The organism is Salinicola corii, from assembly GCF_008298015.1.
GTDB lineage: Bacteria > Pseudomonadota > Gammaproteobacteria > Pseudomonadales > Halomonadaceae > Salinicola > Salinicola corii.
This window is the reverse complement of the sequence record NZ_VTPX01000011.1, coordinates 1-24,508: the sequence shown is the minus strand read 5'-3', so window position 1 is coordinate 24,508 and position 24,508 is coordinate 1. Positions and strand designations below refer to the sequence as shown.

Sequence of the window (24,508 nt, the reverse complement as noted above, 5' to 3'; positions counted from 1 at the left end):
TTTTCCAGTCGCTTGTTCTCAGGCCTGCGAATCATCAACTTCGGAGAACACCGGCGGTCCTTCGCGCTTGACCGTCTTGGTGACGATATAGGTGAAGTAGCGCTCGATGCCGAGGTCGGACACCAGCCAGGCATCGATCAGGCGCTGATAGGCGTCGATACTGTCGGCGGCGATCTTGACCAGGTAGTCGACGCCGCCGCCGACCGCGACGCATTCCGCCACGGCATCGGTTTCCGACACCATGCGCTCGAAGCGGGCAAAGCTCTCGGCGTTGTGCTGCTTGAGTTCGATCTGCACCCACACCGGGGTGCGCTTGACGATGGCGTCGGGATTGATCCGGGCGCTGTAGCCTTCGATGACGCCGGCTTTCTCCAGTCGCTTGACCCGTTCCCAGCAGGGGCTGACGGAGAGGCTGATCGCCTCCGCCAGCCGCGACTTGGTGATCCGGCCGTCGCGACTGAGGATCTCCAGGATCTTGAGGTCGTAGCGATCGAGCTTCATGAGACCTGATCACGTTCCAGCGACTCGACCACTTCCGCGACCACGGCGATGGTATCGCCCATGCCCACCTTGGCCGGGAAACGCCGGGCGATCAGAACGCCGTCGCGCTGGGCACGGTACTCGACCGGCGCCGCGCCGGTGCGACTCATGTCATAGACCCGCGCCAGCACCTCGCCTTCCTTCACCATCGCGCCAAGGGAGACCATCAATTCCAGCAGTCCGGAGTGCTCGCTCTGCACGTAGCAGCTGGCGTCCGGCATGTCGACGTAGATCATGGGTTCGGTCGGCTTCTCGATCTCGCCAGCCATCAACCCATAGTGAATCAAGAAATTGCGCACGCCGCGCTCGGTCAGCGCCAGACTCTGCGGCGTCGAGGTGCCGCCGCCGCCGAGCTCGGTGGTGACGAAGGTCTTGCCCTGGGATTCCACCGCGGTGTCGTAGAGCTTGGTGGCGTCGAGCTCGAACATCATCATGGCGTAGGGCGCGCCGAAGGCGACGGCACCGGCGAGGCTGGCGCTCTCCTGGGCGAGATCGTCGAGCCGGTGGGCGGCGGCGAACGGCACGATGTCCAGCGTGCGACCGCCGGAGTGCAGATCCAGCGCCACGTCGCACATCGGTACCAGCACCCGAGTGAAATAGTCGGCGATCTGACTCGTCACGCCGCCATTGGGGTCGCCGGGGAAACTGCGATTGAGGTTGCCGCCATCCAGCGGCGAGGTCCGCTTGCCGGCTTCCGCCGCAGGCGTGTTCATCATCGGCACGATGATCACGCGGCCGCGCACGTCCTTGGCCTGGAGCGTACTGGCGAGCTTGAGCAGCGAGGTGATGCCTTCGTACTCGTCACCATGGTTGCCGCCGGTCAGCAGCGCTGTCGGCCCTTCGCCATTGGCGATCACGGTGATCGGGATCATCACCGCGCCCCAGGCCGACTCGTCGACCGAGATCGGCAGTTTCAGGAAACCGTGCTGAACGCCCTGGGCATCGAAGTCGACGGTGGCGCTGATCGGGCTGGGACGCAGGGATGCGGACATGCGAACTCTCCTCAATGAAGCGGATAACGCGCCAGGGGCCCATAGCCGATTGACGCGTCATTGATAAGGTAACAGGAACCTCGGGGCGAACCCGTCATGCGGCCTTGTTTGACGAACAACTGACGCACCTATTTAACAAACAGCTGGCGTGGAAAGTCGCACAGCGGCTCGGCACCATTCTCGGTGATCAGGATGCTTTCGGTGATCTCGAGGCCCCAGTCGTCCATCCACATGCCGGGCATGAAGTGGAAGGTCATCCCAGGCTCGAGGATCGTCTCGTCGGAGGGGCGCAGACTCATGGTGCGCTCGCCCCAGTCCGGCGGATAGCTGATCCCGATCGGATAGCCGCAGCGCGCCCCGCCCCGGTCGAAGCCATACTTGTCCATCGCCGCCCCCAGGGCCAGCGCGATGTCGGCGCAGCGATTGCCGGGCTTGGCCACCGCCAGCCCGTTGTCGATCCCTTCGAGCAGGGCCGATTCGCCACGGATGAAGTCCTGCGGCGGTTTACCCAGGAAGACGGTGCGCGACAGCGGCGCATGATAGCGCTTGTAGCAGCCGGCAATCTCGAAGAACGTGCCCTCGCCCTTGCGAAACGGGGTGTCGTCCCAGGTCAGGTGCGGCGCGGCGGCGTCGCTGCCGGTCGGCAGCAGCGGCACGATGGCGGGATAGTCGCCGCCATGGACCGTGCCATGCTCATCGGTCCAGCCCTCGGTGCCGACCCGATAGATCTCGGAGACCAGCTTGCTCTTGGCCAGGCCGGGCTCGATCATCTCGAGGATCCGGGTGTGCATGCACTCGACGATTCTCGCCGCCGTGCGCATATAGGCGATCTCCTGCGGCGACTTGATCGCCCGACACCAGTTGACCAGCGCCGTGGCATCGATCAGTTGGGCATGCGGCAGCTCCTTGAGCAGGCTCACGTAGGCCTTGCCCGAGAAGTAGTAGTTGTCCATCTCCAACCCGACATTGCCGGTGTGCCAGCCGTACTCGGGCAGCACCGACTGGGCCAGGTACTCCATCGGATGCATGTCCGGATTCTGGACGTAGTAATCCGGGTAGTAGCGCACACGCTCGGCATCCATCCAGCAGGTGCGCCAGGCCCCGTTGGCGTCCTGGCGCCGCCCGTACCAGACCGGCTCGCCCTCCAGCCCCACCAGCACGCACTGGTGAACGTAGAACGACCAGCCGTCGTACCCCGTCAGCCAGCCCATGTTGGAAGGATCGCTGACAACGAGAACATCAATTCCGCGGCTCGCCATGGAAACGCGCACTTTGTGCAAACGATTGGCGTACTCTTCACGCGAGAAAGGTAAAGAAACCTGAAACATGGAGCCACTCGACTAACGGGACCGAATTGTTGGGACATCGGCGGTCGAGGGGATCGAGCCGAGTGTCCTGCCGCTTGCCGACCGGGTGTGAAATTGTCATGATTTACTTGCCAACATTCATGACAATTATCGGTCAATGCATCGATGATGATAGTAGCATCGTCGCTCAGCGTGCCGTCAAAGGCTTTATTGCATCATGACAATCGACCTGACGCCCTTCCTCGGCGGGCATGGCCCCAAATATCTTTCCATCGCTCGCGCCCTCGCCGAGGCGGTTCGCCACGGCGTGCTCTCTCCCGGCATGCGCCTGCCGACCCATCGTGAGCTCGCCGAAACCCTGGGCGTCAGCGTGCAGACCGTTTCCCGCGCGTACGAACAGGCCGAGAAGAGCGGCCTCGTCCAGGCGCGGGTCGGCAGCGGCACCTGGATTCGCGATGCCGAGGGCGATTCCGAGAACGAATACCTGCGCGCGCCGGCTGCCGTCACCGACGCCGCCCCCATCGACCTGTCGATCGCCCATCCGGTCTGTCCACCTTCCCACCATCGGCGCTTTCGCGAGGCGTTGGCGGAACTCGCCAGGACCGCCCACGCCGACGTGATCGGCGCCTGCCGGCCAATCGCCGGCCTGCAGCACCAGCGCGAGCGCGCCAACGCCTGGCTGAAGGAGCGTCTCGGCGTCCCTGGCGAGGCCGATGACCGGCTGCTCTGCAATGGCGCTGCCCATGGGCTGATGCTGGCCATCGCCACGGTGGTCCAGCATGGCGATATCGTGCTGACGGAGATGCTGACCGATCACGGCCTGATCGCGTTGGCGCGCACGCTCGGTTTCCAGCTCCACGGCGTGGCGATCGACGATCAGGGCGTCATTCCCGAGGCGCTGGAGGCGGCCATCGTGAAATACCGCCCGCGAGCCGTCTGCCTGACCCCGACCCAGCTCAACCCCACCGGCGCGACCATGGAGAACGCCCGCCGGGACGTCGTGGCGGAGATCCTGTTGCGTCACGATGTCTGGCTGATCGAGGACGACGTGCATGCGCTGCTGGAGCCTGCGGGCCTCCAGTCCCTGACTGCCAGGCTGCCCCAGCAGAGTTTCCATGTCACCAGTCTGACCAAGGCGACCGTACCCGGGCTGCGCGCCGGCTATCTCAGCGTGCCCCGCGGCCAGATGCACCACACCTTGCCAAGGCTGCGCGCCACCAGTTGGATGGCCACGCCGTTGGTGTTCGAACTGGCGGACTACTGGCTGGCCAGCGGCATGGTCGATACGCTGGCCCACGAACAACGCCAGTTGCTGGCAGAGCGGCAACAACTGGCGTCGCGCAAGCTGGCGGGGCATGCCATCGAATCGCGCCCCAGCAGTCTGCACATCTGGCTGGCGCTGCCGGAGCCGTGGCGCGCGGAGGAGCTTCAGCAGCAGGCGCGCCAGGAAGGCGTCGCCATCACCACCGCCCAGCCGTTCCTGGTCGAGCAGTCCGCCATGCCGCGGCGTGTTCGCATCAGCCTGGGAGCCGAACCGGATCTGTCACGCCTGGCCAGCGGCCTGGACGTGCTGAGCCAACTGCTGGGTGAAGCGCCGCCACCGATGCTGGAGATCGCGTACTGAAGGCGACGAGCGACGCGAAGAGTGTCAACCGGTTGGCAAACCCGCCCAGCCGCGCGCGCCGATTTCTTTCGCCACGCACAACCTGCGATGATGGCCGACGCCAACAATAGAGTCGCAACGGAGCCAAGATGCGAGTCCTGATCTACCATAACGACGCCGAGCAGTGGCGCAACATCCTGCTCGAGCGCCTGCCGGACGCCGAGATCCAGGTCGCGGCGGGCAGCGGCAACCCGCAAGTGGACTACCTGGTCGCCTGGAAACCGCCAGCGTCGGTGTTCGACGAGCAGACGGCGCTCAAGGGCATCGTCAACCTGGGTGCCGGGGTAGATGCCCTGCTGCAGAACCCATCGCTGCCGCGCGGGATCCCCATCGTCAAACTGCGCGACGCCGGGATGGGCGAACTGATCGGCGACTACGCCCGCTACGGCGTGCTGCATTTTCAGCGCGATTTCGATCGCTATCGACGCCAGCAGGCAAACAGCGAATGGCGCGAGGTGGCGGTTGTCGACAAACCCGACTGGCCGGTTGGTGTCCTCGGCCTCGGCGCGATCGGCACCCGCGTGGCCCAGATGCTTGCCGCCGATGGCTACCCCATCCACGGCTGGAGCCGTTCGCCCAAGCAGCTCGAGGGCATCACCTGCCATCACGGCGATCACGGTCTCGATACGCTGCTGCGCCAGGTCAAGACGCTGATCACGCTGCTACCGGACACGCCGGCCACGCGACACATCATCGACCGCGGCAACCTGGCCAAGCTCCCCGCTGGCGCCAGCCTGATCAATCCCGGTCGCGGCACCCTGATCGACGAACCCGCCCTGCTCGACGCACTCGGCGAGGCAGAATCCGAAGGTCGCCTGCGCGGCGCACTGCTGGACGCCTTCCCGAGTGAACCGCTGGCGGCGGACAGCCCGCTATGGCGCCATCCGCGCATCCTGATCACCCCGCACATGGCCGGACCGACGCCGATCGGCGCCGCCGCCGACCAGGTCGCCGATGCACTGGATGCGATGTCGAAGGGCAAGGCGGTCGAGACCGTCGATCCCGACGCGGGGTATTGAGTGCAAGGGACGAAACCAATCATGTAGCATGCTAACAAGATGGCTCAAGACTTTCGTCTTGAGTAGAATCCCCGAGGCTTATCAAAGGGGATTCGAGGGATGAGACAAACAAGCCGGGTATCCAGGCCGGTCAGCGCCCTGCTGATCGTGGCCGGCGCCATCTTCGCCATCTTGGGGTTGGGGGTTGGGGCTCGCGGTCGGCGGCGCCATGCTGATCGGTCGCGGTGGCAGTTGGTATTACTTGCTGATGGGCTTGGCGCTGATCGCCACGGGCATCGAAATCGTCCGCGGTGGTACCAAGGCCCTGGCCATCTATTTGGTGGCCTTCATTGCCACCGTCATCTGGGCGTTCTGGGAAGCGGGGCTGGATTTCTGGGCGCTGCACGCGCGTATCTTCACTTTCCTGTGCGCGCTGTTCCTGCTGCTGCTGATTCAACCGCTGATCCTGAGGCGAGCCGGCCTTCAGGCCAACAAAGGCGTCAACCTTGGCGCTGCCGCCGTTGCACTGATCGCGATCGTCGGCATGACCTGGGGCATGTTCCAGCCCCATGGCATCCACAATAGCGTCGCCGCCACCGGCGAGACTCCGGTTACCGATGTCACTCGTCAGGTGGACTGGGATCACTACAGCTCTGACGGTAGCGGCGGGCGTTTTGCCGCGCTCGATCAGATCAACCGAGACAACGTCGACTCCCTCGAGGTCGCCTGGACCTTCCATACCGGCGACACACCGCTTAGCCCCACCGGGGCGGGTTTCGAGGATCAGCAAACGCCGCTGCAGGTCGGCGATTCCGTCTACCTCTGCACGCCGTCCAACACCGTGATTTCGGTCGATGCGGATACCGGCGAAGAGAACTGGCGCCATGAGTTCCCTACCGACACCAAGACCTGGGTGCGCTGCCGCGGACTGGCCTATTTCGATGCCGACGAGCCGGTCCAGCAGACGACGTTGGGCGATGCCTCGCCGGTTCCACAGCCGTCCCTCGCCGCCGATGCCACGGCCTGTCGCCGCCGCATCTTCATGAATACCATCGACGCCGTTCTGGTCGCCCTGGATGCTGAAACCGGTGAGCTGTGTCAGAGCTTCGGCGACAACGGCCGCGTCGATCTCAAGGCCGGGTTGGGCGACGCCAAGGCACCGCTCTATTCCCTGACCTCGCCGCCGACGGTAGCGGGCACCACCGTCGCCGTCGGCGGTCGCGTGGCCGACAACGTCGCCCTCGACATGCCCGGCGGTGTCATGCGAGGTTTCGATGTCATTACCGGCGAGATGCGCTGGGCGTTCGATCCCGGCAATCCGCAGGATCGGGAAGCGCCGGCCCCCGGTGACAACTACGTGCGCTCGACGCCGAACGTCTGGGCGCCGATGACCTACGACCCAGCTTCCAACATCCTCTTCATGCCGGTGGGCGGCGCCGCCATCGACCTCTGGGGGCCGGAGCGCACCCCGGAAGACGAGGAGTACGGCGCGACCATGCTGGCGCTCGACGCCACCACTGGCGAAGAGAAGTGGCACTACCAGACGGTCCATCATGATCTGTGGGATTACGACGTGCCGATGCAGCCGACGCTGATCGACTTTCCCGAAGCGGATGGCTCGACAACCCCGGCGCTCACCTTCGGCAGCAAGGTCGGCCAGATCTTCGTGCTGGATCGGTTGACCGGCGAGCCGCTGACCGACGTCGTCGAGCAAAAGGTCAAGCCGGCCAACATTCCCAACGAAAAGTACTCGCCGACCCAGCCGGTCTCCGTCGGCATGCCGCAGATCGGCGCGGAGCACCTGACAGAGGCGGACATGTGGGGCGCCACGCCGTTCGACCAGTTGATGTGCCGCTACATCTTCAAGGGCTATCGCTACGACGGGCTGTTCACCGCGCCGGATACCGACTACTCGCTCTCCTACCCGGGCTCGCTGGGCGGCATGAACTGGGGCGGATTCTCCTACGACCCGACCTCGCAGACACTCTACGTCAATGACATGCGCCTGGGGTTGTGGGTCCACATGGAACCACAGGACAAGGACGCCGCCGCCTCCCAAGGTGGCGAAGCGGTCAACGCTGCCATGGGTGCGGTGCCGCTCAAGGGCACACCCTACTCGGTGATCAAGGACCGCTTCCTGTCTCCGCTCGGCATTCCCTGCCAGGAGCCGCCGTTCGGCAGCCTGACCGCGATCGACATGAAGACCCAGGAGGTCAACTGGGAAGTTCCGCTGGGCACGATCCAGGACACGGTGATGTTCGGCACCAAACTGCGCATGCCGATGCCGGTCGGCATGCCGACCATTGGCGGCTCGCTGACGACGCAAGGTGGCCTGACATTCTTCGCCGCGACCCAGGACTACTGGCTACGCGCCTTCGACTCGGCGACTGGCAAAGAAGTTTGGAAGACTCGCCTGCCGGTCGGCAGCCAGGGCACGCCGATCTCCTACGTCTCGCCGGAGACCGGCAAGCAGTACATCCTGATCTCGGCAGGTGGCGCTCGCCAGTCACCGGATCGTGGCGACTACGTGATCGCCTATGCCCTGCCGGACAGCGACTAATCTCGACTCGCTTGCCGTGACTGATCAACGGGGCCTGCGGGTCCCGTTGTCGTTCGTACGGCCTGCCGCCCTCCCCGTATCCGCGCTGGCGCCATACGACGGCGCTGCCCCCCCCCCAGGCCTTCGCGGCATATCGAGAGGAAGTCCACGAATGGCATCTTGGGAACACCGTCAGCAATTCGGCGTCTGATATCTCACTCGACTGAACGTGCGAGAACCGCCCCACTGAAACACGTAGCAAGGGAAACCATGTCACTCAACTATCGCCAAGCGTTCAAGGCAACGGCCGCATTGGCATTGGCCTGCTGGACTAGTCTGGCACTGGCCGCACCGACGCCGTTCACCGCCCACTATCGACTCGATATCAGCGGCTGGCCGGATGCGACGATCACCCACCAGCTCTCGCACCTGGGTAATGACTTGCAAACCGGCGATGTCTGGGAGAGCGACATGCGAGCGAGCATCAAGGTCGCCAGCGGCGAGGAGCGCGGGCGATTTCAGCTCGATGGCGATCGCGTGCAGGCGCTGGACTACACCAGCGCCTACTCGCTGGTGGGAATCGGCGACGACTATCATCTGGACCGGTCCCAGTTGCAGGCGCTACCGGACCGCCAGACCGCCCTTTTCGATCTCTCGCGCAAGGCGCCGGATGCCCGCTGCGCCAGCACTCAGGTCTCGCCCTGCCAGCTCGACTATCAGAATCACAAGGGCAAGACGGAGATGCTCTACTACCGGGTGGTCGATCGTAGCGACATCGAGACGCCCGCCGGCACGTTTCCGGGCGTTACCGTGGACACCTGGGACCCCGACAAACAGGGCCGACATCTCTACTTCACCTTTCACCGCGAGATCCCCGGCCTGCTGCTCAAGATGCGCTACGTGCGCGACGACGAGGAACGTAGCCACCTGACCCTCACCGATCTGACGCTCGCCCCCTCCAGCGCAGCCCCGGCAAGCACCAACGGCGGATAACCGGCCAGCCGTTCTTCCCTCTTCAGCGCGTATCCTCTAGAGTTCATTGCCAATCACGGGCGCCGATTCATCGGCGTCCGTTTTTTTCGTGCCGCATCGTTGTCGGTGACTCATGGGTTCGCTTCGGGAGAGGTCATGCTGCTGGGGTTGTTGTGGATACTGCTGCCATTGATCGTGGGCTACCTGATCCCCGTTCGCCAGGCTGGGATTCGTCAGGCCATCGATCGCGGCGTCAGTGCCTCGGTCTACGTGATCCTGCTGCTGATGGGCATCAGCCTGGGCGGGATGGAGAACCTGCTCGGGCAGTTGTCCCGCATCGGATCCACGGCGCTGATCCTGTTTCTGGTGATCTCGCCGATCAATCTGCTGGCGCTGGCATGGTTATCGCGTCGACGGCTGGCTCGCCGTCAATCGCTGGTGGACAGCAAGGACAACGCCGCGCCCGCCGGCAAGCTGCAGGCGATGTTGGGCTCGCTGCAACTGGCGGGCGTGGTGCTGCTCGGCGTCATCATCGGCGCGGGCGCCCAGCTGCTGGGATGGCACCTGGCCTCGCTGGCGGAAACGCTGGCGACTTGGGCGCTCTACGCCCTGCTCTTCCTGATCGGCTGCCAGCTTCGCAACTCCGGACTCGGACTGCGCCAGATTCTGCTCAACCGACTGGGGCTGGCGATCGCGGCGACCGTGTCCGCGAGTTCGATGCTGGCGGGGCTGATCGCGGCACCGCTGCTCCAGTTGCCCTGGAACGAGGGGATGGCGATGGCCGCGGGGTTCGGCTGGTACTCGCTCTCCGGCATCCTGATCGGCGACCAGCTCGGACCGGTGCTCGGCGGCGCCGCCTTCTTCAACGACCTGGCCCGCGAACTGCTGGCCTTCCTGCTGGTACCGCTGTTCATCCGTCGCGCCATGCCGCTGGCGATCGGCTATGCCGGCGCGACATCGATGGACGTGAGCCTGCCGGTGATCCAGCAGTACGGTGGCATCACCTGCGTGCCGCTGGCGATCGTCAGCGGGTTTCTATTGTCACTACTCTCTCCGCCGCTGATCTTGTTGTTGCTATCGTTCTGACTCTTTCATGAGGCTTTTTCCACGATGTGCTCTACGACCATGGGTCCAGAGAGCTCGCCAGCACCGGCGTGGTAATCTACCCCGAAAGTTACCGGTAACCACCAGACACAAGAATCGATTCCGGGGATTGTCATGCCACGTCGTTCCTCTGGGCGGGTGACGCTTCAACACATTGCCGACCGTGTCGGCGTCACCAAGATCACGGTGTCACGCGCCCTGCGGGAGCCCCACCGGGTTTCAGCCGCCTTGCGATTGCGCATCGAATCCGCCATCGACGAGCTCGGCTACATTCCCAATCACTCCGCCGGCGCCCTGGCCAGCGGTCGGTCGCATAGCGTTGCCCTGTTGATTCCGTCGCTCTCCAACTCGGTGTTCTCGGAAATCCAGCGGGGGGTCCAGGAGGGACTGAGTGAAGCGGGTTATCAGGTACTGATCGGTCATACCGGCTATTCGATCCTGGAAGAGGAACGACTGATCGACACCTACTTGAGCTACGGCGTCGAGGCACTGATTCTACCCGGCACCCGCCACACCGATCATGCCTGTCGCCTGCTGGCGCGAGCCCGGGTGCCGGTGGTCGAGACGCTGGAGCTCACCGAGACGCCGCTGGACATCAACGTCGGGCTGGACCAGCACGAAGCCGGCGTGGCGATGACGCAGGCGTTTCTCGAGCGGGGCTATCGACGAGTCGGCTTTCTCGGCGCGCGCATGGATCACCGCGCGCAACTGCGCATGGCGGGATGGGAGACGGCGATGCGGCAGGCGGGGCTATCGGCCCAGCGCTGCCTGACCACGCCCCACCCCTCCTCCTATCGGCTGGGCGGAGAGATGCTGGGCTCGATGCTGGAACGCTGGCCGGATCTGGAGGCGGTGTTCTGCTGCAACGACGACCTCGCCGCCGGGGCGCTGTTCGAGTGTCAGCGGCGCCGGCTCGAGGTGCCTGGTGCTCTGGCACTGGCCGGCTTCAACGGTCTCGACATCACCGAGGCGACCGCTCCGCCACTGGCAACGGTGGTGACACCCCGGCGGCGTATCGGTGATGTCATCGCCTCACGCCTGCTGGCTCGCCTTCAGGGCACCCCACTGCGACCCTCCAGCGAAAACCTGGGGTTCCAGATTCGCATTGGCGGGAGCCTCTGAACGGAGCCCCGCCTGCGCGCGCCTCCGGGGCGGGCGGGTATTTCAGCGCCCGGCGGCGAGAAATCGCTTCTCGAGTTTCAGTACCGCTTCGTTGACCACCTGCTCGAGCGTGCCGGCGATGTCGACGGTTACCGCCTCATCCTCGCCGGGGGCTTCGAGCGTGGCCAGCTGGCTGTCGAGCATCGACTCCCCTTTGAAGAAGTGCTCCCGGCGCGCCTGGATGCGCTGCAGCAGCAGTTCGCGGCTTCCGGCAAGATGCACGAAGGTGAGTTCGCCATCGCCTTGGCGCAACGTATCGCGGTAGCGCTTCTTGAGTGCCGAGCAGCCGATGACCAGCGTCTCGTCCCTGGCCCTGGCCTCGGCCAGGAACTCCGCCAGTCGCTGCAGCCAGCCGGCCCGGTCGTCGTCGTCGAGAGGTTCGCCGCGAGACATCTTGGCGACGCTCTCCGGCGAGTGGTAGTCGTCCCCATCGAGGAAGCGCCCTCCCAGTGCGGTTGCCAGCCGCTGCCCGACTTCGGTCTTGCCGCAGCTGGATACGCCCATTACGACGATGCGCCGACTCATCTTTGCGTCCATGACATTGCCTTCCGATTGGTACCAGCAGGGTTGCTACGCAGGTAATGACTACCTGGTAATCGATACATATGTGACTGGTACGGATGTGATTGGTGCCGTGTGGTCTCGCCGGTCTGCTACCGGGCTAACCCGATGGGATCGATGTTGTCTCTACGTCTTTAGGTGCATTGTTGAGATCGACCTGTTACCGGTAACATCCATTTTCGCCAACTCCACCGCGAAGCACAACGCCACCATTGGCGTATAGCCGGCCTCCGGCGCCGCGTGCTCTCACCAAGGAATGTCGTCGACATGGATAGCCCTACCTCTCTGATACTCGCCGCGCTGGGCAGCATCATCGTGCTGCTTTACCTGGTCATGAAACTGCGCCTGCACGCCTTCGTCGCACTGCTCGTCGTCAGTGGTCTGGTCGGGCTGGCCACCGGCATGAACGTCGACCAATTGCTGGATACGGTCGAGAAAGGCATGGGCGGCACGCTGGGCTTCGTCGCCACCGTGGTCGGCCTGGGCGCCATGTTCGGCAAGATGCTGGAAGTCTCCGGTGGCGTCGATCGCCTGGCCAGCACGCTGCTCGACAAGTTCGGCGAGAACCGCTCGCAGTGGGCCATGGGGGTCACCGGTTTCCTGGTGGCGATTCCGGTATTCCTGGACGTCGCCTTCATCATCCTGGTGCCGCTGATCTACGCCCTGACACGCCGCACCGGCCGCTCGCTGCTTTATTACGGCATTCCGCTGCTGGCAGGGCTTGCCGTGACCCACTCGTTCATTCCACCGACACCGGGACCGATCGCCGTCGCCAAACTGATCGGCGCCGACCTTGGCTACGTGATCCTGTTCGGCGCAATCTGCGGGCTGCCGGCCATGATCATCGCCGGCCCGCTGTTCGGCCGCTGGATCGCCAAGCGTATCGACGCCCAGATTCCGGATTACATGGAACTGCCGAAGAACGATCTCGATACAGCCGGCCTGCCCAGCTTCAAGCTGATCCTGTCGATCATCCTGCTGCCGCTGGCCCTGATCGTCCTCAACACCGTCTCCGGCGTCATCCTGCCCGAGAACAGCCCGGTTCTGGCTGCCTTGACCTTCCTCGGTCACCCGTTCGTGGCGCTGACCCTAGCCACACTGCTCGCCTTCACGTTGCTGGGCACGCGCCGCGGCATGACGCGGGAACAGGTGATGGAAGTCGCCACCAAGGCGCTGGAACCGGCCGGCATCATCATTCTGGTCACCGGTGCCGGCGGCGTGTTCAAGCAGGTGCTGATCGATTCCGGCGTAGGCGAAGTGATGGGCAACATCATGGCCGAAAGCGCCCTGCCGCCGATCCTGCTGGCGTTCCTGATCTCCACCGCGGTGCGTGTGATCCAGGGCTCGGCCACCGTCGCGATGATCACCGCCGCCGGCCTGATGGCCCCGGTGATCACCACGCTCAATCTCGACGGCCCGGTGCTCGGCCTGCTGGTCATCGCGATCGCTTCCGGTGCCACGGTGTTGAGCCACGTCAACGACTCCGGCTTCTGGCTGGTCAACCGCTACTTCGGTCTGACCGAGGCGCAGACGCTCAAGAGCTGGACGGTGATGGAGACGATCATCGGTCTGACGGGGCTGGTGATGGCGCTGATCGTGGGCCTGTTCGTCTGACCCGCTACTCGGCCATGAAACGCATGACGCCCGCTGCGGGGTTCCCGCAGCGGGCGTCCTGGTCTCCAGCACCGTCGACCGGCACGTCGAAGGCTCGCTAGCGGCTCGTGCCCAGCGCTTCCCGCACCGTCGCTTCCCGACGCCGGGAGAGCTCCTCCCCCAGCGCTAGTCCACGAAACCCCTCGTCGAGCAGCGCTTTGGGCAGGATCTGGGAGGCCAGCCGCCAGGCCAGCGCCAGATCGCCCGCCAGTTCGCCGTCGTCGTGGGCGATCAGGGCCAGCAGCGGCGCGACGCGCTCGGGCCGCCGCCAGGCGTCGATCCCGTCCAGCCAGGCCATGATCGCGCCGGCACGATCTTCGGCGTCACCGGGCCGCAGATCATCGATGCGGAGACGCAACCGGCGGGACAGTGCCGCCAGCCGCATGGCATCCCGAAAGGCGTTGGGCGCCTTGACGGCATCGTTGAGCCGCGCTTGCTCATCGTCCTCGAGGTGCTCGCCGAGCCGCGCCCAGCGCCATAGCGCCACGCTGTGGGACGCGGATTCGTCGGGGACGGGCGCGAGTCGCGCCAACACCTCGGGTAGCGACGGCGTCACCAGCGGCGGCATCAGCACCGTCAACGCCCCGCACGTCTCCAGCGTTTGGAAATAGGCGGAAGGGTCGGCTTCGCCCAGCGCCTTGTGTGTCTCCGTCCACACCCGCTCGGCGACGAGATACTGCATTTCGCCGCTCTCGGTGAGCTGGCGCATCAGCGCCATCGTCTCCGCGGCGATGGTGAAACCGAGCTTGCGGTAACGCGCCAGGAAACGCGCCGCGCGCAACACCCGCAACGGATCCTCGACGAATGCGGCCGAGACATGCCGGAGCCTTCTGGCCGCAAGATCGGCGGCACCGCCATAGGGGTCGACCAGTTCGCCCGCCGGGGTCTCGGCCATGGCGTTGATGGTGAAATCCCGCCGCGCCAGATCGGCTTCCAGCGTCACGTCGGGGCTGGCGTGGACCTCGAACCCGGTGTAGCCGTGCCCCTGCTTGCGCTCGGTGCGCGCCAGCGCATACTCCTCGTGGGTATCGGGATGCAGGAAGACCGGAAAGTCGCGGCCAACGGGCTTGAAGCCGCGCTGGCGCAGGGTCTCCGGCGTGGCGCCGACCACCACCCAGTCACGATCGCCCACCGGCCAGCCCAGGCGGGAATCACGGACGGCGCCACCCACCAGGTAGACCTCCAGCCCGTCGAGACGGGGATCGGGGGGCATGCTCACTTCTCGCCACTGTTATCGTTCGACATGTTCGGGCCGGCGATGCGCCCAGTCCACGAACCCGCCGTCCAGGCTGTAGACCTCGTCGAAGCCCTGCCCGGCAAGCCAGGAGGCGGCTTGTTGACTGGAGTGCCCGTGATAGCAGACCACCACCACGGGCGTGTCGCTGGGCGTCTTGTCCACCAGCTCCGCCACCGTGGTGTTGTCGAGATGCCGGCTGCCGGGAATATGGCCCTGGGCGAAACTCATGGGATCGCGAATGTCGACGAGCTTGAGCGAGCGTCCTTCGCTCAGCCACTGCGCCAGCGTCGTCGGATCGAGATGGGCGAAAGACTGGGTCATGAATCACTCCTGAAAAGCGTTGGCTGAGCGAACGGAAGCGGAACCATTCACCGGTCTGCCGACCTGGACGGCACCGAGATCCGCTCGCCGCTGTCGAGATCTAGGGCGGTCAGGGAACCTCCCCATACGCAGCCGGTATCCAGCGCTTGCGCATCGACCCTGGCCCCCGGGGTCTGCCCCTCCAGCGCGGCCCAATGGCCGAACAGCAGCGTCAGGCCGTCGGCGCGGGGATAGGTGAACCAGGGGGCGTAACCCTCGGGCGCGCTGTCCAGCCCTTCCTTGGCGGCAAAATCCAGCGTGCCATCAGCGGCGATGAAGCGCATGCGGGTGAACACGTTGACGATGGCTCGGATGCGATCCATGCCGGCCAGGTCGGGCTCGAAACGAGCCGGGCGATTGCCGTACATCACGTTCAGGAAAGCATCCACGTCGTCTGACCGCAACACCGCTTCCGCCTCCGCCGCCAACTCGTTCGCCTGGGCGAGCGACCACTGCGGCGGCAGCCCGGCATGGGTCATCACGCAGCCGCGCTCGGCGTCGTCGACCAGCAGCGGCTGGCGCCGCAGCCATTCGAGCATTTCGTGCCGGTCCGGCGCCTCGAGAATGTCGCTCAGAGTATCTTTGCGCTTGAGCTTGCCATGGCCCCGCGCGACGGCCAGCAGGTGGAGGTCGTGGTTGCCAAGCACCATGCTGGCGGCGCCGTCCAGCGCGACGCTCCTGCGCAGGCAGCCAAGCGAATCGGGGCCACGATTGACCAGGTCGCCGGCCAGCCACAGCTGGTCCCGGGAGGGCGAGAAATCGAGCCGCTTGAGCAAGGCTTCGAATTCGGCGTAACAGCCCTGCAGGTCGCCGATTGCGTAGGTCGCCATGCGCTTCCTCGTGTTGGTGGTGCCGCCTTCGATGCCGGTACGGCGGCGGACGTGAACGCCGATCGCTCGCCGCTCAGTGGACCTGGTTGGGGCCCGCCAGACGAAACGGCGCGATGGCGACATCGAAGGCGGCCTGACTGGACAGGTCGATACAGGTGTAACTGCCCTGCATGACGCCGACGGGGCATTCGATCACCGCACGACTGGTATAGCGAAAGCTGTGCCCGGCGGTGATCGTCGGCTGCTTGCCGACCACCCCGTTGCCACGCACCTCCTGCACCTTGCCGTGCCCCTGGGTGATCTTCCAGTAACGCGACAGCAGCTGTACGCTGCGGTCGGAGTGATTGTGCACGGTCACCGTGTAGCTGAACACGAACCGGTTGTCGCCGGGCGACGATTCGTCCTCGCGGAACGTCGGCTCGACGTCGACCGTGACGGCGGGTGAGACCTCGCTCATGAACTCTTCTCCGTCGCGGAAGGGTTCTCCGGCTGGTGACCCGTGAGATGGTTGCTGATAGCGACAAACTCCTCGACCCGCAGCGTCTGCGGGCGACGGCCGGGATCGATTCCCAGCGCCGCCAGTGCCTCGGCGTCGATCATCCCCTTGAGATTATTGCGCAGGGTCTTGCGCCGCTGGCCGAATGCCTCTCTCACCACGTCGGCAAAATGGGGCTCATCGAGGGCCGGTGCAGGCGGCTCGGTATAAGGCGTCAGGCGCACGATCGCCGAATCCACCTTGGGTTGCGGCACGAAGGCGCCGGGCGGGACCACGAACAGGGACTCGACCGCGCAGTGATACTGGGTCATCACCGACAGCCGCCCCCAATCGGGCCCGCCGGGCTCAGCGGCGAGGCGCTCGACGACTTCCTTCTGCAGCATGAAGTGCATATCCAGGATGGCACCACGGGCCGTCAGCAGATGGAAAATCAATGGCGTCGAGATATTGTAGGGGAGATTGCCGACCACCCGCAGCGGTCGTCCATCCTGTTGCGACAGCTCACGAAAATCGAACTTGAGTGCATCCCCCTCGTGAATCGTGAACTCGGGGTAGTCGTAGAACTGAACCCGCAGGCCGGGGATCAGGTCGCGATCCAGTTCGATTACCTCCAACGCGCCGGCGGCCTCGAGTAGCGGCCCGGTCAGCGCGCCCTGACCAGGGCCGATCTCGATCAGGCGATCGCCGCCACGCGGACCGATGGCCCGCACGATGCGCGAGATCACCCCGCCGTCACGGAGAAAATTCTGGCCGAACCGTTTCCGGGCGCGAGGCATCGGCGAACGATCGGAGGAGCGTGTAGCCATGAAAACAAGATTCCTTCAGTGAGCGCGGGCCGTCATCTGCCGAGCCACCTGCAGTGCGACCCGGAGACTACCCACATCGGCCAGACCGGTACCGGCGAAATCCAAGGCGGTGCCGTGATCGACAGAAGTACGAACCATTCCCAGGCCCAGCGTGATATTGGCAGCCTGCCCGAATCCGGCATACTTGAGCACCGGCAGGCCCTGATCGTGATACATCGCCAGGACAGCATCGGCCTGATCGAGATGGCGGGGCGTGAACAGCGTATCCGCCGGTAGTGGGCCCACCAGGTCGAGGCCCTCGTTGCGCAGCCGATCCAGCACGGGCGTGATGACCTCCAGCTCTTCGCGCCCCAGATGTCCGTCTTCTCCGGCGTGAGGGTTGAGCCCACAGACAAGGATCCGGGGCGACGCGATGCCGAAGCGCTGGTTCAGCTCTGTCGCCAGGACCCGGATGACGCGCGTCAGGCCTGCACCGGTGATCGCCTCAGCCACCCGGGAGAGCGGCAGATGGGTGGTCGCCAGCGCTACCCGCAGTGGCTTCGAGGTGCGCTCGGTGGCAAGCATCATCACCACCCCCTCGACACCGCAAGCGTCGCGAAGGTACTCGGTGTGGCCGGTGAAACCGGGATGCCCGCCCTCGATGATCGCTCCCTTGTGAAGCGGCGCCGTCACCATGGCGTCGGCCGTTCCCCGCCGACAGGCCTCGATGGCAACGTCGAGTGTCTCCAACACGTAGCCAGCGTTGGCGGGGTCCAGCCGGCCAGGCATCGACGGCTTCGCCAGTGACACCGGCCAGACCGGCAGCCGACCGTCGGTGGGCACCGGCAACCTCGTGCCCAGATCGACGACATCCAGTTCGACCAGCCAGCCAAGCAGCCGGGCACGCTCGGCCAGCAGATCCGGGTCCCCCACCGCGACCACCGTCGCCGCCAGTTGCTGCCAGTCCCGGGCAACCGCAAGCGCGAGTTCGGGGCCGACACCGGCCGGTTCACCGGTGGTCAGTACCAATACCGGCAAGGCCATCAGCCGTTGTCGAGACGATTGTCGATGTAGGCGCTGGCCCGAATTTCCTGTGTCCAGGCCTCCACTTCGTCATTGACCTTGCGCTGGAAGATCGCCTGGCTGGCTTGATCCCGGCTCATCTGCCCGTTGTCGCCACCACGGGTGTCGATCAGCTTGACCAGGTGGAAACCGCTGGGACTACGAATCGGCTCGCTGACTTCCCCCTTGGACAGATCCGGAATCACGTCGGCGAAGATGGAGGGAATCTGCGCCACCTGGCGCCAACCGAGATCTCCCCCCTGTAACGCCTGCGCGTCATCGGACTCGGCTACGGCCAGTTGCTGGAAGTCGGCGCCACCCTGCAGTTGCTGATAGAGCTTCTGCGCTTCGGCCTGCGCCTGGGTGACCTGATCCGGCGTTGGCGACTGCGGCACGGCAATCAGAATCTGGGCGAGGTGATAGGCGACATTGCTGTTCTCGCTGCGCTGCGCCAGAAAACGATCGACCTCGCGATCGGACACCGTGATTCTGCTGGCGACCCGGTCTTGCTGCACTTGTCGTATCAGTAATTCCCGACGCACCTGTTCACGCACTTCCGCCAGGGTCTGGCCCTGCTGCTCCAGCGTGTCCGCGAACTCGTCCAGACTCATCCCATTGTTCTGGGCGATGCCGCGCATGGTGCTGTTTAGCTGGGTCTCGTCGATGCTCAGCTTGGCATCGGCGGCCATCTGCAGCTCGATCTGCTCGGTGATCATGCGGTCCAGTACCTGACGCTCCAGCGCCCGCTCCGGCGGCATCTGGATGTTGTTGGCCTGGAGCTGGTCGCGCGCCTGGGCGACCCGCCGTTCGAGCTGGCTTTGCATGATGGCATCGTCGTTGACCACGGCGACGATACGATCCAGCGGCACCACTTCCGCCATCGCGGACAATGGCGACAGCAGCATTATTACCAGCGCCAGGGGGATCCATACTCTAGGACGCATGCCTACCTCTCTTGCTTGGTGGAAAGGCGAGCCTTTCGGGCTCGCCGTAAACATGGATTGATCGGGACAGCCCGAGTCGTCAGAACTGCGTCGCTTCGTAGCCCGGCACCGCTCGTGCAAAGTAGCTGTCGGCTTCCTGGCCGACGCCGCCCAGCCCCTTGAACACGAAGCGCAGGAACAGGCCTCGATCCGTGTAATCGTCATCGATGGTGTTGGCGGTGTCATTGTCTTCGACCCATTCACGCCATACCACCTGGACTGCGCTGCAGCAGCTGTTGAACTGGACGCCGGCCAGCGTTTCCAGGTCGCGGCTGTTGGTGTTGTCGTAGAGATAACGGCCTATCAGGTCCAGCGATGACGTGGCCTTGTAGGCGAACGACACGTCGAAGTCCTCGCGACTGTAGTTCAGACGATCCTCCTCGTCTCCCGACGGATCGAACCCTTGGAGTTGCCATCGGTAGCCAAGGTTCACTACATGGCCGACCGGGCTCAGGTACTGGAGATAGGCCGATGCTTTCTCGGTCTTGGAGCGGTCCGGATCGTAAAACCATTCGTAACGCGAGCGCCACTGATCGTTGATACGCCAGTCGAGCTGCGTGATGACCGGCGAACGATCGCGGGTGGCACGATACCAGTCCTCGTAGTCGGTCTCCTTGTTCGGCAGCGTGTTCGGATCGCCCTCGATATCGATGTTGCGATCCGAGAAGTAGGCGCTTTGTCCCACGGAGAGTGCCAGACGCTCGCGCCCGGTGTCGTCCTCGAGGAAACGCGTCGAAGCGCCGTAGGAGAGCTTGTTGACGTCACCCACTCGGTCGGCCCCCGTAAAGCGATAAGGCGACCAGAGCTGGCTCCACGAGATCGCCCGCTCGTCGGTGTCGAAATCGGGAAACTCCGACTGATCCCGCTCCGGCACGTAGGCGTAGTAAAGACGCGGCTCGAAGGTCTGCTTCCACTCGCTATCGAATAGCGTGACGTCACGCTGGAAAATCAGGCCGGAGTCGACCGAATAGACCGGTACCGTGCGCGAGAGGCTCTCGTCCCGATCAGTGTCGCGATTGCCGTAGTCGAGCTCGTAATTGGTCTGCCACAGCTGGAAACGCGGCTCCAGAAAGCCCCAACTGGGCTGCCCGCGCCACCCGATGGCCGGAGTCAGGTTAATACGCGACCCGTTGGCCGCCTCGCGCAGGCGGATCTGGCGGGTATTTCCGGTCTCCTCATCCTCCCAGAAACCATCGCTATCGACGCCATGCAGATCGCGCCAGAAGTAGGTCGCGTTGGAATTCCACTCCTGATAGAAACCGTTGTCCTGCCCCCAGCGCGCATTGGCGGTCAAGCTGGGCAGCTTGTAGAACGGCCGATCGTCCTCGTCGAGAGGATAATCCATGCGCTGGTAACCCTGGGCCCGGGCGTCGAGGTTCCAGGTCGTGCCCTGATAGCTCAGCCGCGCCAAGCGCTCGAGGTACTCGGTATCCTGCTCACCGAAGTCACGCCCGAAATCGTCGAAATAGCGCCCGTCGCTGGCAGCACCGTAACGCATGGCGTAATCCAGCCGGTCGGTGAAGCGTCCGTAGTGGCTGTAGTCGATGTACCAGCGATCTTCTCCGTCGAATGCATCATTGGGATCGTTGGGATTGTCATTCTCGCCGCCATTGTCGTTGGGCAGATAGGCGCCCTCGATGGACCCCTGGTCGCTGCCGAACAGATACCGGAACTCGCCACCCAGCATGAAGCCGTGATCGGAGATGATCCGTGGGGTGATGGTCGCATCGTAATTGGGAGCCAGATTGAGGTAGTAGGGCTGGCTATAGTCTAGACCGTCGCTGGAAATTCCCATCGTCGGCCACAGGAACCCACTCTGCCGGCGATCGTCGATGGGAAACCTTACCCACGGCCAGTAGAAGACGGGCACGTCTCCCATTTCGAGTCGCGCGTTGGAAGCCGTGCCGAAGCCCTGTTCGCGATCGATGGTGACATCGCTGCCCACTATCCGCCACAGCCGGCTATCCGGGGCACAGGTGGTGAAGCTGGCCTCACGCATGCGATAGCGGCCGTCATCGAGACGCTGCATCGCCTGGGCATCCCCGCGCAGCCGTTGTTCATGGACGACGTAGTGGGCATCGTCGATGCGCGCCGCATCGCTGTCGAGCGAAACCTGGCCATCGTCACCGCGCACCAGCATTCCCGGATAGCGAATCGTCAGGGGGCCGTCGGCGAAGGCCGTATCCCGGGCAGCGTTGACCCGCACCCGCGGCGACTCCAGTTGGCTTTCGCCGCGCCGCAGCACGACATTGCCCCCCAGAATGGTTTCGCCATCATCGCCATACTCGGCCGATCCCGAATTGGACAGCACCTCTTCGGGGGTCTTTCCCTCGGGCAGCAGGTAGCCCGGTTCGATATAGCGGCCACCGCAGAGCGCGCCAGCCGGTGCCTGGTCACCCCAGGGAGACCAATCCAGCTGGTCCGCCGGTAGGGGTGCGGGGGGTGCCGCCTGGGCCGTCGATGAAATCAGGCCGGTGAGGGCAGTCCAGACCAGTCGCTTGCCCATGTCCTCTGTGTCCTTGCCGAGTGAAGTCGGTATTATACAGACCTCGACGGGACTTGCCGCGAAGCCGTTCCTTGTTGAACCGTCTGGGTGCAGCGCGGCCGTGCCGAGGATTCGGCGGAGACCCATCGACTTGGCGATAACGTCCGGACACGGCACACTGAGCATTATGCCACTGGATGCTTCGCTGTCGCGCTCGGGGGCCACCGTCCTGCACCGCTCGATGCACCGACGTCTCGCACCGCGATTCCGGATTATCGCCCAGCATGCGGTGCCATTCTCGGCCCGTCAACTCACGGCAAGCGCAGTCATCGGCAACGCGCCAGAACACCCTCTCATTATCACCGGAAGCCTGCATGACCTTGCGCTTGGATGCCCTTCGCCACTGGATCGCCGCTCAGCATCGTCTACCACAGGAGGCCTGCCAACTGACAACGGTGGCCGGCGACGCCAGCCTGCGTGGCTACTGTCGCGTCACCTTCCCGGACGGCACGACGCGGGTCGTCATGGACGCGCCGCCGGCGCTGGAGGACAGCCAGCCATTCGTGACCATTGGCCGCGAGTGGCATGCGGCGGGATTGCCGGTGCCGAAGATCCACGCCGTTGATCTATCGTGGGGATTCATCGAACTCGACGATCTCGGCAACGACAGTCTTCACCATCATTTCGATATCGAGTCCGGCGCACGCGAAGGGACTTCGCAGGCGCTGGCGCTGCTCGACAAGATCGAACGACTCGCGCCGGTCGCCTCACTGCCCAGCTACGCCGCCGACTTTCTCGAAGAGGAAATGGACCGCTTCCCCGACTGGGGCCTGACCCGCTGGCTCGGCATCGAGACGCCACCGCAATGGCCCGAGGTCAAGCGCCACCTGCTCGCCCACATCGCCAGGCTCCCCACCGTCGCCGTACACCGCGACTTCGATGCCATGAACCTGATGATCCATCGGGACCGGCTCTGGATCATCGACTTCCAGGGCGCGCTGGCCGGGCCACTTGGCTACGATCTGATTTCCCTGCTGCGGGGCCGCTATCACCACTGGTCGCGTCAGGAGATGGATCTCTGGATCGAGGATTTTCGCCAGCGCTGTCTTGCCGCGGGGCGGATCGGCCCCGACCTGGATGCCGAGACGTTCCGAGCCGGTGTCGAGGCGATCGGTGCCCAGCGCCAGCTCAAGATTCTGGGTCAATTCTGCCGACTCTGTCTGCGCGACGGCAAGCCCCGCTATCTCGACTGGTTACCCCATTTCTACGGTCATCTCGACGAGGGGTTGGAAGCGCTACCTGCACTCGGCGATTTCCACCGCTGGCTGCGCGAAAGCTACCGCCCGGCGATGGAAGCGCGCCTAGTCGAACAACGCACCACCAGTGATGCGGGGAATCCGCCATGAAAGCCATGATCCTGGCCGCCGGCTTCGGCACCCGCATGCGACCGCTCACCGACCACTGCCCCAAGCCGCTGCTGCCGGTCGCCGGCAAACCGCTGATCGTGCATCATCTCGAGCGCCTGGCGATGGCGGGAATCTGCGACATCGTGATCAACGTCAGCTACCGCGGCCAGCAGATCATCGACGCCCTCGGCGACGGCGAGCGCTACGGCGTCTCGCTCCAGTTCAGCGTCGAACGGACACCGCTGGAAACCGCGGGCGGATTGCGTCAGGCGCTGCCGCTGCTGGGCGAGGCGCCGTTCATCCTGCTCAACGGCGACATATGGACGGATTTTCCGCTCGAACGTCTCGCCCTCGCCGACGACGACCTCGCCTCGCTGGTAATGGTGGATACCACCGACTTCCATCGCCGGGGCGATTTCCATCTCGATTCACAGGGTCGGCTGCACGCCGAAGGCGAGCCGCGGCTGATCTACGCCGGTCTCGGCGTCGTGCATCCCGAGCTGATCGCCGATCTGCCGGCCGGGGAAGCCGTCAAGCTGGCACCGCTGCTGATCGATGCGATACGGGCGGGCCGCGCCGGCGGCTGGCACCATCGCGGTGACTGGGTCGACGTCGGCACGCCGCAGCGTCTGGCCGAGCTGGAAACGCGACTCGGGCAGGCGTAACGAATCCGGACGCCACCAGCGCTTGCCGGGAGTGTTATCCTGCCGCCATCGACCCACGAGTGATTCGACACGCCATTCAACACGAATCCCCAGCTAAGGAATGCTTGCCATGAAAGCCACAGTCAAATGGACCGATGGCCGCCAGTTCGTCACCGAATCCGGCAGCGGCCACAGCGTCGTCATCGACGGCAACCCGGATCACGGCGGACGCAACACCGGCCCCCGCCCCATGGAGATGGTGTTGATGGGACTGGGCGGCTGCACCTCGTTCGATGTGATCCAGATCCTCGAGAAGGCCCGCGCCGAGGTCACCGACTGCGTCGCCACGCTGGAAGCCGAACGCTTCGACGGCACTCCCAGCGTCTTCACCAAGATCCACGTCCACTTCGTCGTCACCGGCAAGGGGCTGAAGGACGCCGTGGTCAAGCGCGCCGTCGATCTCTCCGCCGAGAAGTACTGCAGTGCCTCGCTGATGCTGAGCAAAGGCGGAGTGGAGATCACCCACGACTATGAGATCGTCGAGGCGTAAGCCTCGAGCCGCGACAACCCGAGATTTGCCGTAAAGAAGAAAGCCAGCGACATTGAACTGACCCCATAAAGTTGGACGATTCACTTAGCCGGCGTTTAAGGCCTGGGCCCTGTACTGAACAGGGCTCAGGCCTTTTAGTGTCAGTTTGATGCGTTCGTGATTGTAGTAATGGATGTAATG

General features: G+C 64.5%; 23 protein-coding genes. 10 read left to right on the top strand and 13 right to left on the bottom strand.

Annotation, left to right across the window (positions count from 1 at the left end; all coding sequences use genetic code 11):
* Positions 1-18 precede the first annotated feature (18 nt).
* The 3 genes from F0A16_RS16880 to doeA form a co-directional block, all read right to left on the bottom strand.
* A complete protein-coding gene (locus F0A16_RS16880) occupies positions 19-501 on the bottom strand; it encodes an Lrp/AsnC family transcriptional regulator (protein ID WP_149436544.1) in 483 nt (160 codons plus the stop codon).
* Positions 498-1,532 carry a N(2)-acetyl-L-2,4-diaminobutanoate deacetylase DoeB gene (gene doeB / locus F0A16_RS16875; RefSeq protein WP_149436543.1) on the bottom strand — a complete coding sequence of 345 codons (1,035 nt, stop codon included), beginning with the start codon at positions 1,530-1,532 and terminating at the stop codon, positions 498-500. The genes F0A16_RS16880 and doeB overlap by 4 nt, the downstream gene beginning before the upstream one ends.
* A 128-nt stretch (positions 1,533-1,660) precedes the next feature.
* Positions 1,661-2,860, bottom strand: coding sequence for an ectoine hydrolase DoeA (gene doeA / locus F0A16_RS16870; RefSeq protein ID WP_149436542.1), 1,200 nt, complete (start codon positions 2,858-2,860; stop codon positions 1,661-1,663).
* Between the two features lie 196 nt (positions 2,861-3,056).
* On the opposite strand from doeA, the gene ehuR reads away from it, so the two are divergent.
* The 6 genes from ehuR to F0A16_RS16840 all read left to right on the top strand — a co-directional run bounded on the left by ehuR (position 3,057) and on the right by F0A16_RS16840 (position 11,237).
* Positions 3,057-4,463 carry a MocR-like ectoine utilization transcription factor EhuR gene (gene ehuR, locus F0A16_RS16865; protein WP_149436541.1) on the top strand — a complete coding sequence of 469 codons (1,407 nt, stop codon included), beginning with the start codon at positions 3,057-3,059 and terminating at the stop codon, positions 4,461-4,463.
* A 128-nt stretch (positions 4,464-4,591) separates the two neighbouring features.
* On the top strand, positions 4,592-5,521 hold the full coding sequence (locus F0A16_RS16860) for a 2-hydroxyacid dehydrogenase (protein ID WP_149436540.1): 930 nt from the start codon (positions 4,592-4,594) through the stop codon (positions 5,519-5,521).
* A 184-nt stretch (positions 5,522-5,705) separates the two neighbouring features.
* Positions 5,706-8,060 carry a membrane-bound PQQ-dependent dehydrogenase, glucose/quinate/shikimate family gene (locus tag F0A16_RS16855; RefSeq protein ID WP_275401764.1) on the top strand — a complete coding sequence of 785 codons (2,355 nt, stop codon included), beginning with the start codon at positions 5,706-5,708 and terminating at the stop codon, positions 8,058-8,060.
* Between the two features lie 249 nt (positions 8,061-8,309).
* Positions 8,310-9,032 carry a hypothetical protein gene (locus F0A16_RS16850; protein WP_149436538.1) on the top strand — a complete coding sequence of 241 codons (723 nt, stop codon included), beginning with the start codon at positions 8,310-8,312 and terminating at the stop codon, positions 9,030-9,032.
* A 135-nt stretch (positions 9,033-9,167) separates the two neighbouring features.
* Positions 9,168-10,097 carry a LysO family transporter gene (locus F0A16_RS16845; protein ID WP_149436537.1) on the top strand — a complete coding sequence of 310 codons (930 nt, stop codon included), beginning with the start codon at positions 9,168-9,170 and terminating at the stop codon, positions 10,095-10,097.
* Between the two features lie 132 nt (positions 10,098-10,229).
* On the top strand, positions 10,230-11,237 hold the full coding sequence (locus F0A16_RS16840; protein WP_149436536.1) for a LacI family DNA-binding transcriptional regulator: 1,008 nt from the start codon (positions 10,230-10,232) through the stop codon (positions 11,235-11,237).
* 42 nt (positions 11,238-11,279) lie between these two features.
* On the opposite strand, the gene F0A16_RS16835 is transcribed toward F0A16_RS16840, so the two are convergent.
* On the bottom strand, positions 11,280-11,813 hold the full coding sequence (locus tag F0A16_RS16835) for a gluconokinase (RefSeq protein ID WP_149436535.1): 534 nt from the start codon (positions 11,811-11,813) through the stop codon (positions 11,280-11,282).
* A 291-nt stretch (positions 11,814-12,104) separates the two neighbouring features.
* On the opposite strand from F0A16_RS16835, the gene F0A16_RS16830 reads away from it, so the two are divergent.
* On the top strand, positions 12,105-13,451 hold the full coding sequence (locus tag F0A16_RS16830) for a GntT/GntP/DsdX family permease (RefSeq protein WP_149436534.1): 1,347 nt from the start codon (positions 12,105-12,107) through the stop codon (positions 13,449-13,451).
* Between the two features lie 97 nt (positions 13,452-13,548).
* Here the strand turns inward: F0A16_RS16830 and F0A16_RS16825 are convergent, their stop codons facing one another.
* The 8 genes from F0A16_RS16825 to F0A16_RS16790 all read right to left on the bottom strand — a co-directional run bounded on the left by F0A16_RS16825 (position 13,549) and on the right by F0A16_RS16790 (position 21,749).
* Positions 13,549-14,703, bottom strand: a complete 1,155-nt coding sequence (locus tag F0A16_RS16825) for a tRNA nucleotidyltransferase/poly(A) polymerase-related protein (RefSeq protein WP_275401763.1) — start codon at positions 14,701-14,703, stop codon at positions 13,549-13,551.
* Between the two features lie 18 nt (positions 14,704-14,721).
* Positions 14,722-15,048, bottom strand: a complete 327-nt coding sequence (gene glpE, locus F0A16_RS16820) for a thiosulfate sulfurtransferase GlpE (protein ID WP_149436533.1) — start codon at positions 15,046-15,048, stop codon at positions 14,722-14,724.
* Positions 15,049-15,095: 47 nt separating this feature from the next.
* The gene (locus tag F0A16_RS16815) at positions 15,096-15,917 is read right to left on the bottom strand and encodes a symmetrical bis(5'-nucleosyl)-tetraphosphatase (RefSeq protein WP_149436532.1); all 822 of its coding nucleotides are present in this window, start codon (positions 15,915-15,917) and stop codon (positions 15,096-15,098) included.
* Between the two features lie 73 nt (positions 15,918-15,990).
* Positions 15,991-16,374 (bottom strand): Co2+/Mg2+ efflux protein ApaG, encoded by a 384-nt coding sequence (gene apaG / locus F0A16_RS16810; RefSeq protein ID WP_149436531.1) that lies wholly within the window; start codon positions 16,372-16,374, stop codon positions 15,991-15,993.
* On the bottom strand, positions 16,371-17,219 hold the full coding sequence (gene rsmA, locus F0A16_RS16805; RefSeq protein WP_149436530.1) for a 16S rRNA (adenine(1518)-N(6)/adenine(1519)-N(6))-dimethyltransferase RsmA: 849 nt from the start codon (positions 17,217-17,219) through the stop codon (positions 16,371-16,373). Before rsmA ends, apaG begins: the two co-directional genes overlap by 4 nt.
* 15 nt (positions 17,220-17,234) lie before the next feature.
* The gene (pdxA, locus tag F0A16_RS16800; protein WP_149436529.1) at positions 17,235-18,242 is read right to left on the bottom strand and encodes a 4-hydroxythreonine-4-phosphate dehydrogenase PdxA; all 1,008 of its coding nucleotides are present in this window, start codon (positions 18,240-18,242) and stop codon (positions 17,235-17,237) included.
* On the bottom strand, positions 18,242-19,204 hold the full coding sequence (locus F0A16_RS16795; protein ID WP_149436528.1) for a peptidylprolyl isomerase: 963 nt from the start codon (positions 19,202-19,204) through the stop codon (positions 18,242-18,244). Before F0A16_RS16795 ends, pdxA begins: the two co-directional genes overlap by 1 nt.
* Before the next feature lie 79 nt (positions 19,205-19,283).
* A complete protein-coding gene (locus F0A16_RS16790) occupies positions 19,284-21,749 on the bottom strand; it encodes an LPS-assembly protein LptD (protein ID WP_149436527.1) in 2,466 nt (821 codons plus the stop codon).
* Positions 21,750-22,102: 353 nt separating this feature from the next.
* Here F0A16_RS16790 and F0A16_RS16785 point away from each other — a divergent pair, with 353 nt between their 5' ends.
* The 3 genes from F0A16_RS16785 to F0A16_RS16775 all read left to right on the top strand — a co-directional run bounded on the left by F0A16_RS16785 (position 22,103) and on the right by F0A16_RS16775 (position 24,328).
* Positions 22,103-23,134 (top strand): aminoglycoside phosphotransferase family protein, encoded by a 1,032-nt coding sequence (locus tag F0A16_RS16785; protein ID WP_149436526.1) that lies wholly within the window; start codon positions 22,103-22,105, stop codon positions 23,132-23,134.
* Positions 23,131-23,799 carry an N-acetylmuramate alpha-1-phosphate uridylyltransferase MurU gene (gene murU, locus F0A16_RS16780; protein WP_149436525.1) on the top strand — a complete coding sequence of 223 codons (669 nt, stop codon included), beginning with the start codon at positions 23,131-23,133 and terminating at the stop codon, positions 23,797-23,799. Before F0A16_RS16785 ends, murU begins: the two co-directional genes overlap by 4 nt.
* Before the next feature lie 109 nt (positions 23,800-23,908).
* Positions 23,909-24,328, top strand: coding sequence for an OsmC family protein (locus F0A16_RS16775; protein ID WP_110602569.1), 420 nt, complete (start codon positions 23,909-23,911; stop codon positions 24,326-24,328).
* A gap of 84 nt (positions 24,329-24,412) precedes the next feature.
* Here the strand turns inward: F0A16_RS16775 and F0A16_RS16770 are convergent.
* A partial coding sequence (locus F0A16_RS16770; RefSeq protein ID WP_149435321.1) for an IS3 family transposase occupies positions 24,413-24,508 on the bottom strand: 96 nt, incomplete at its 5' end.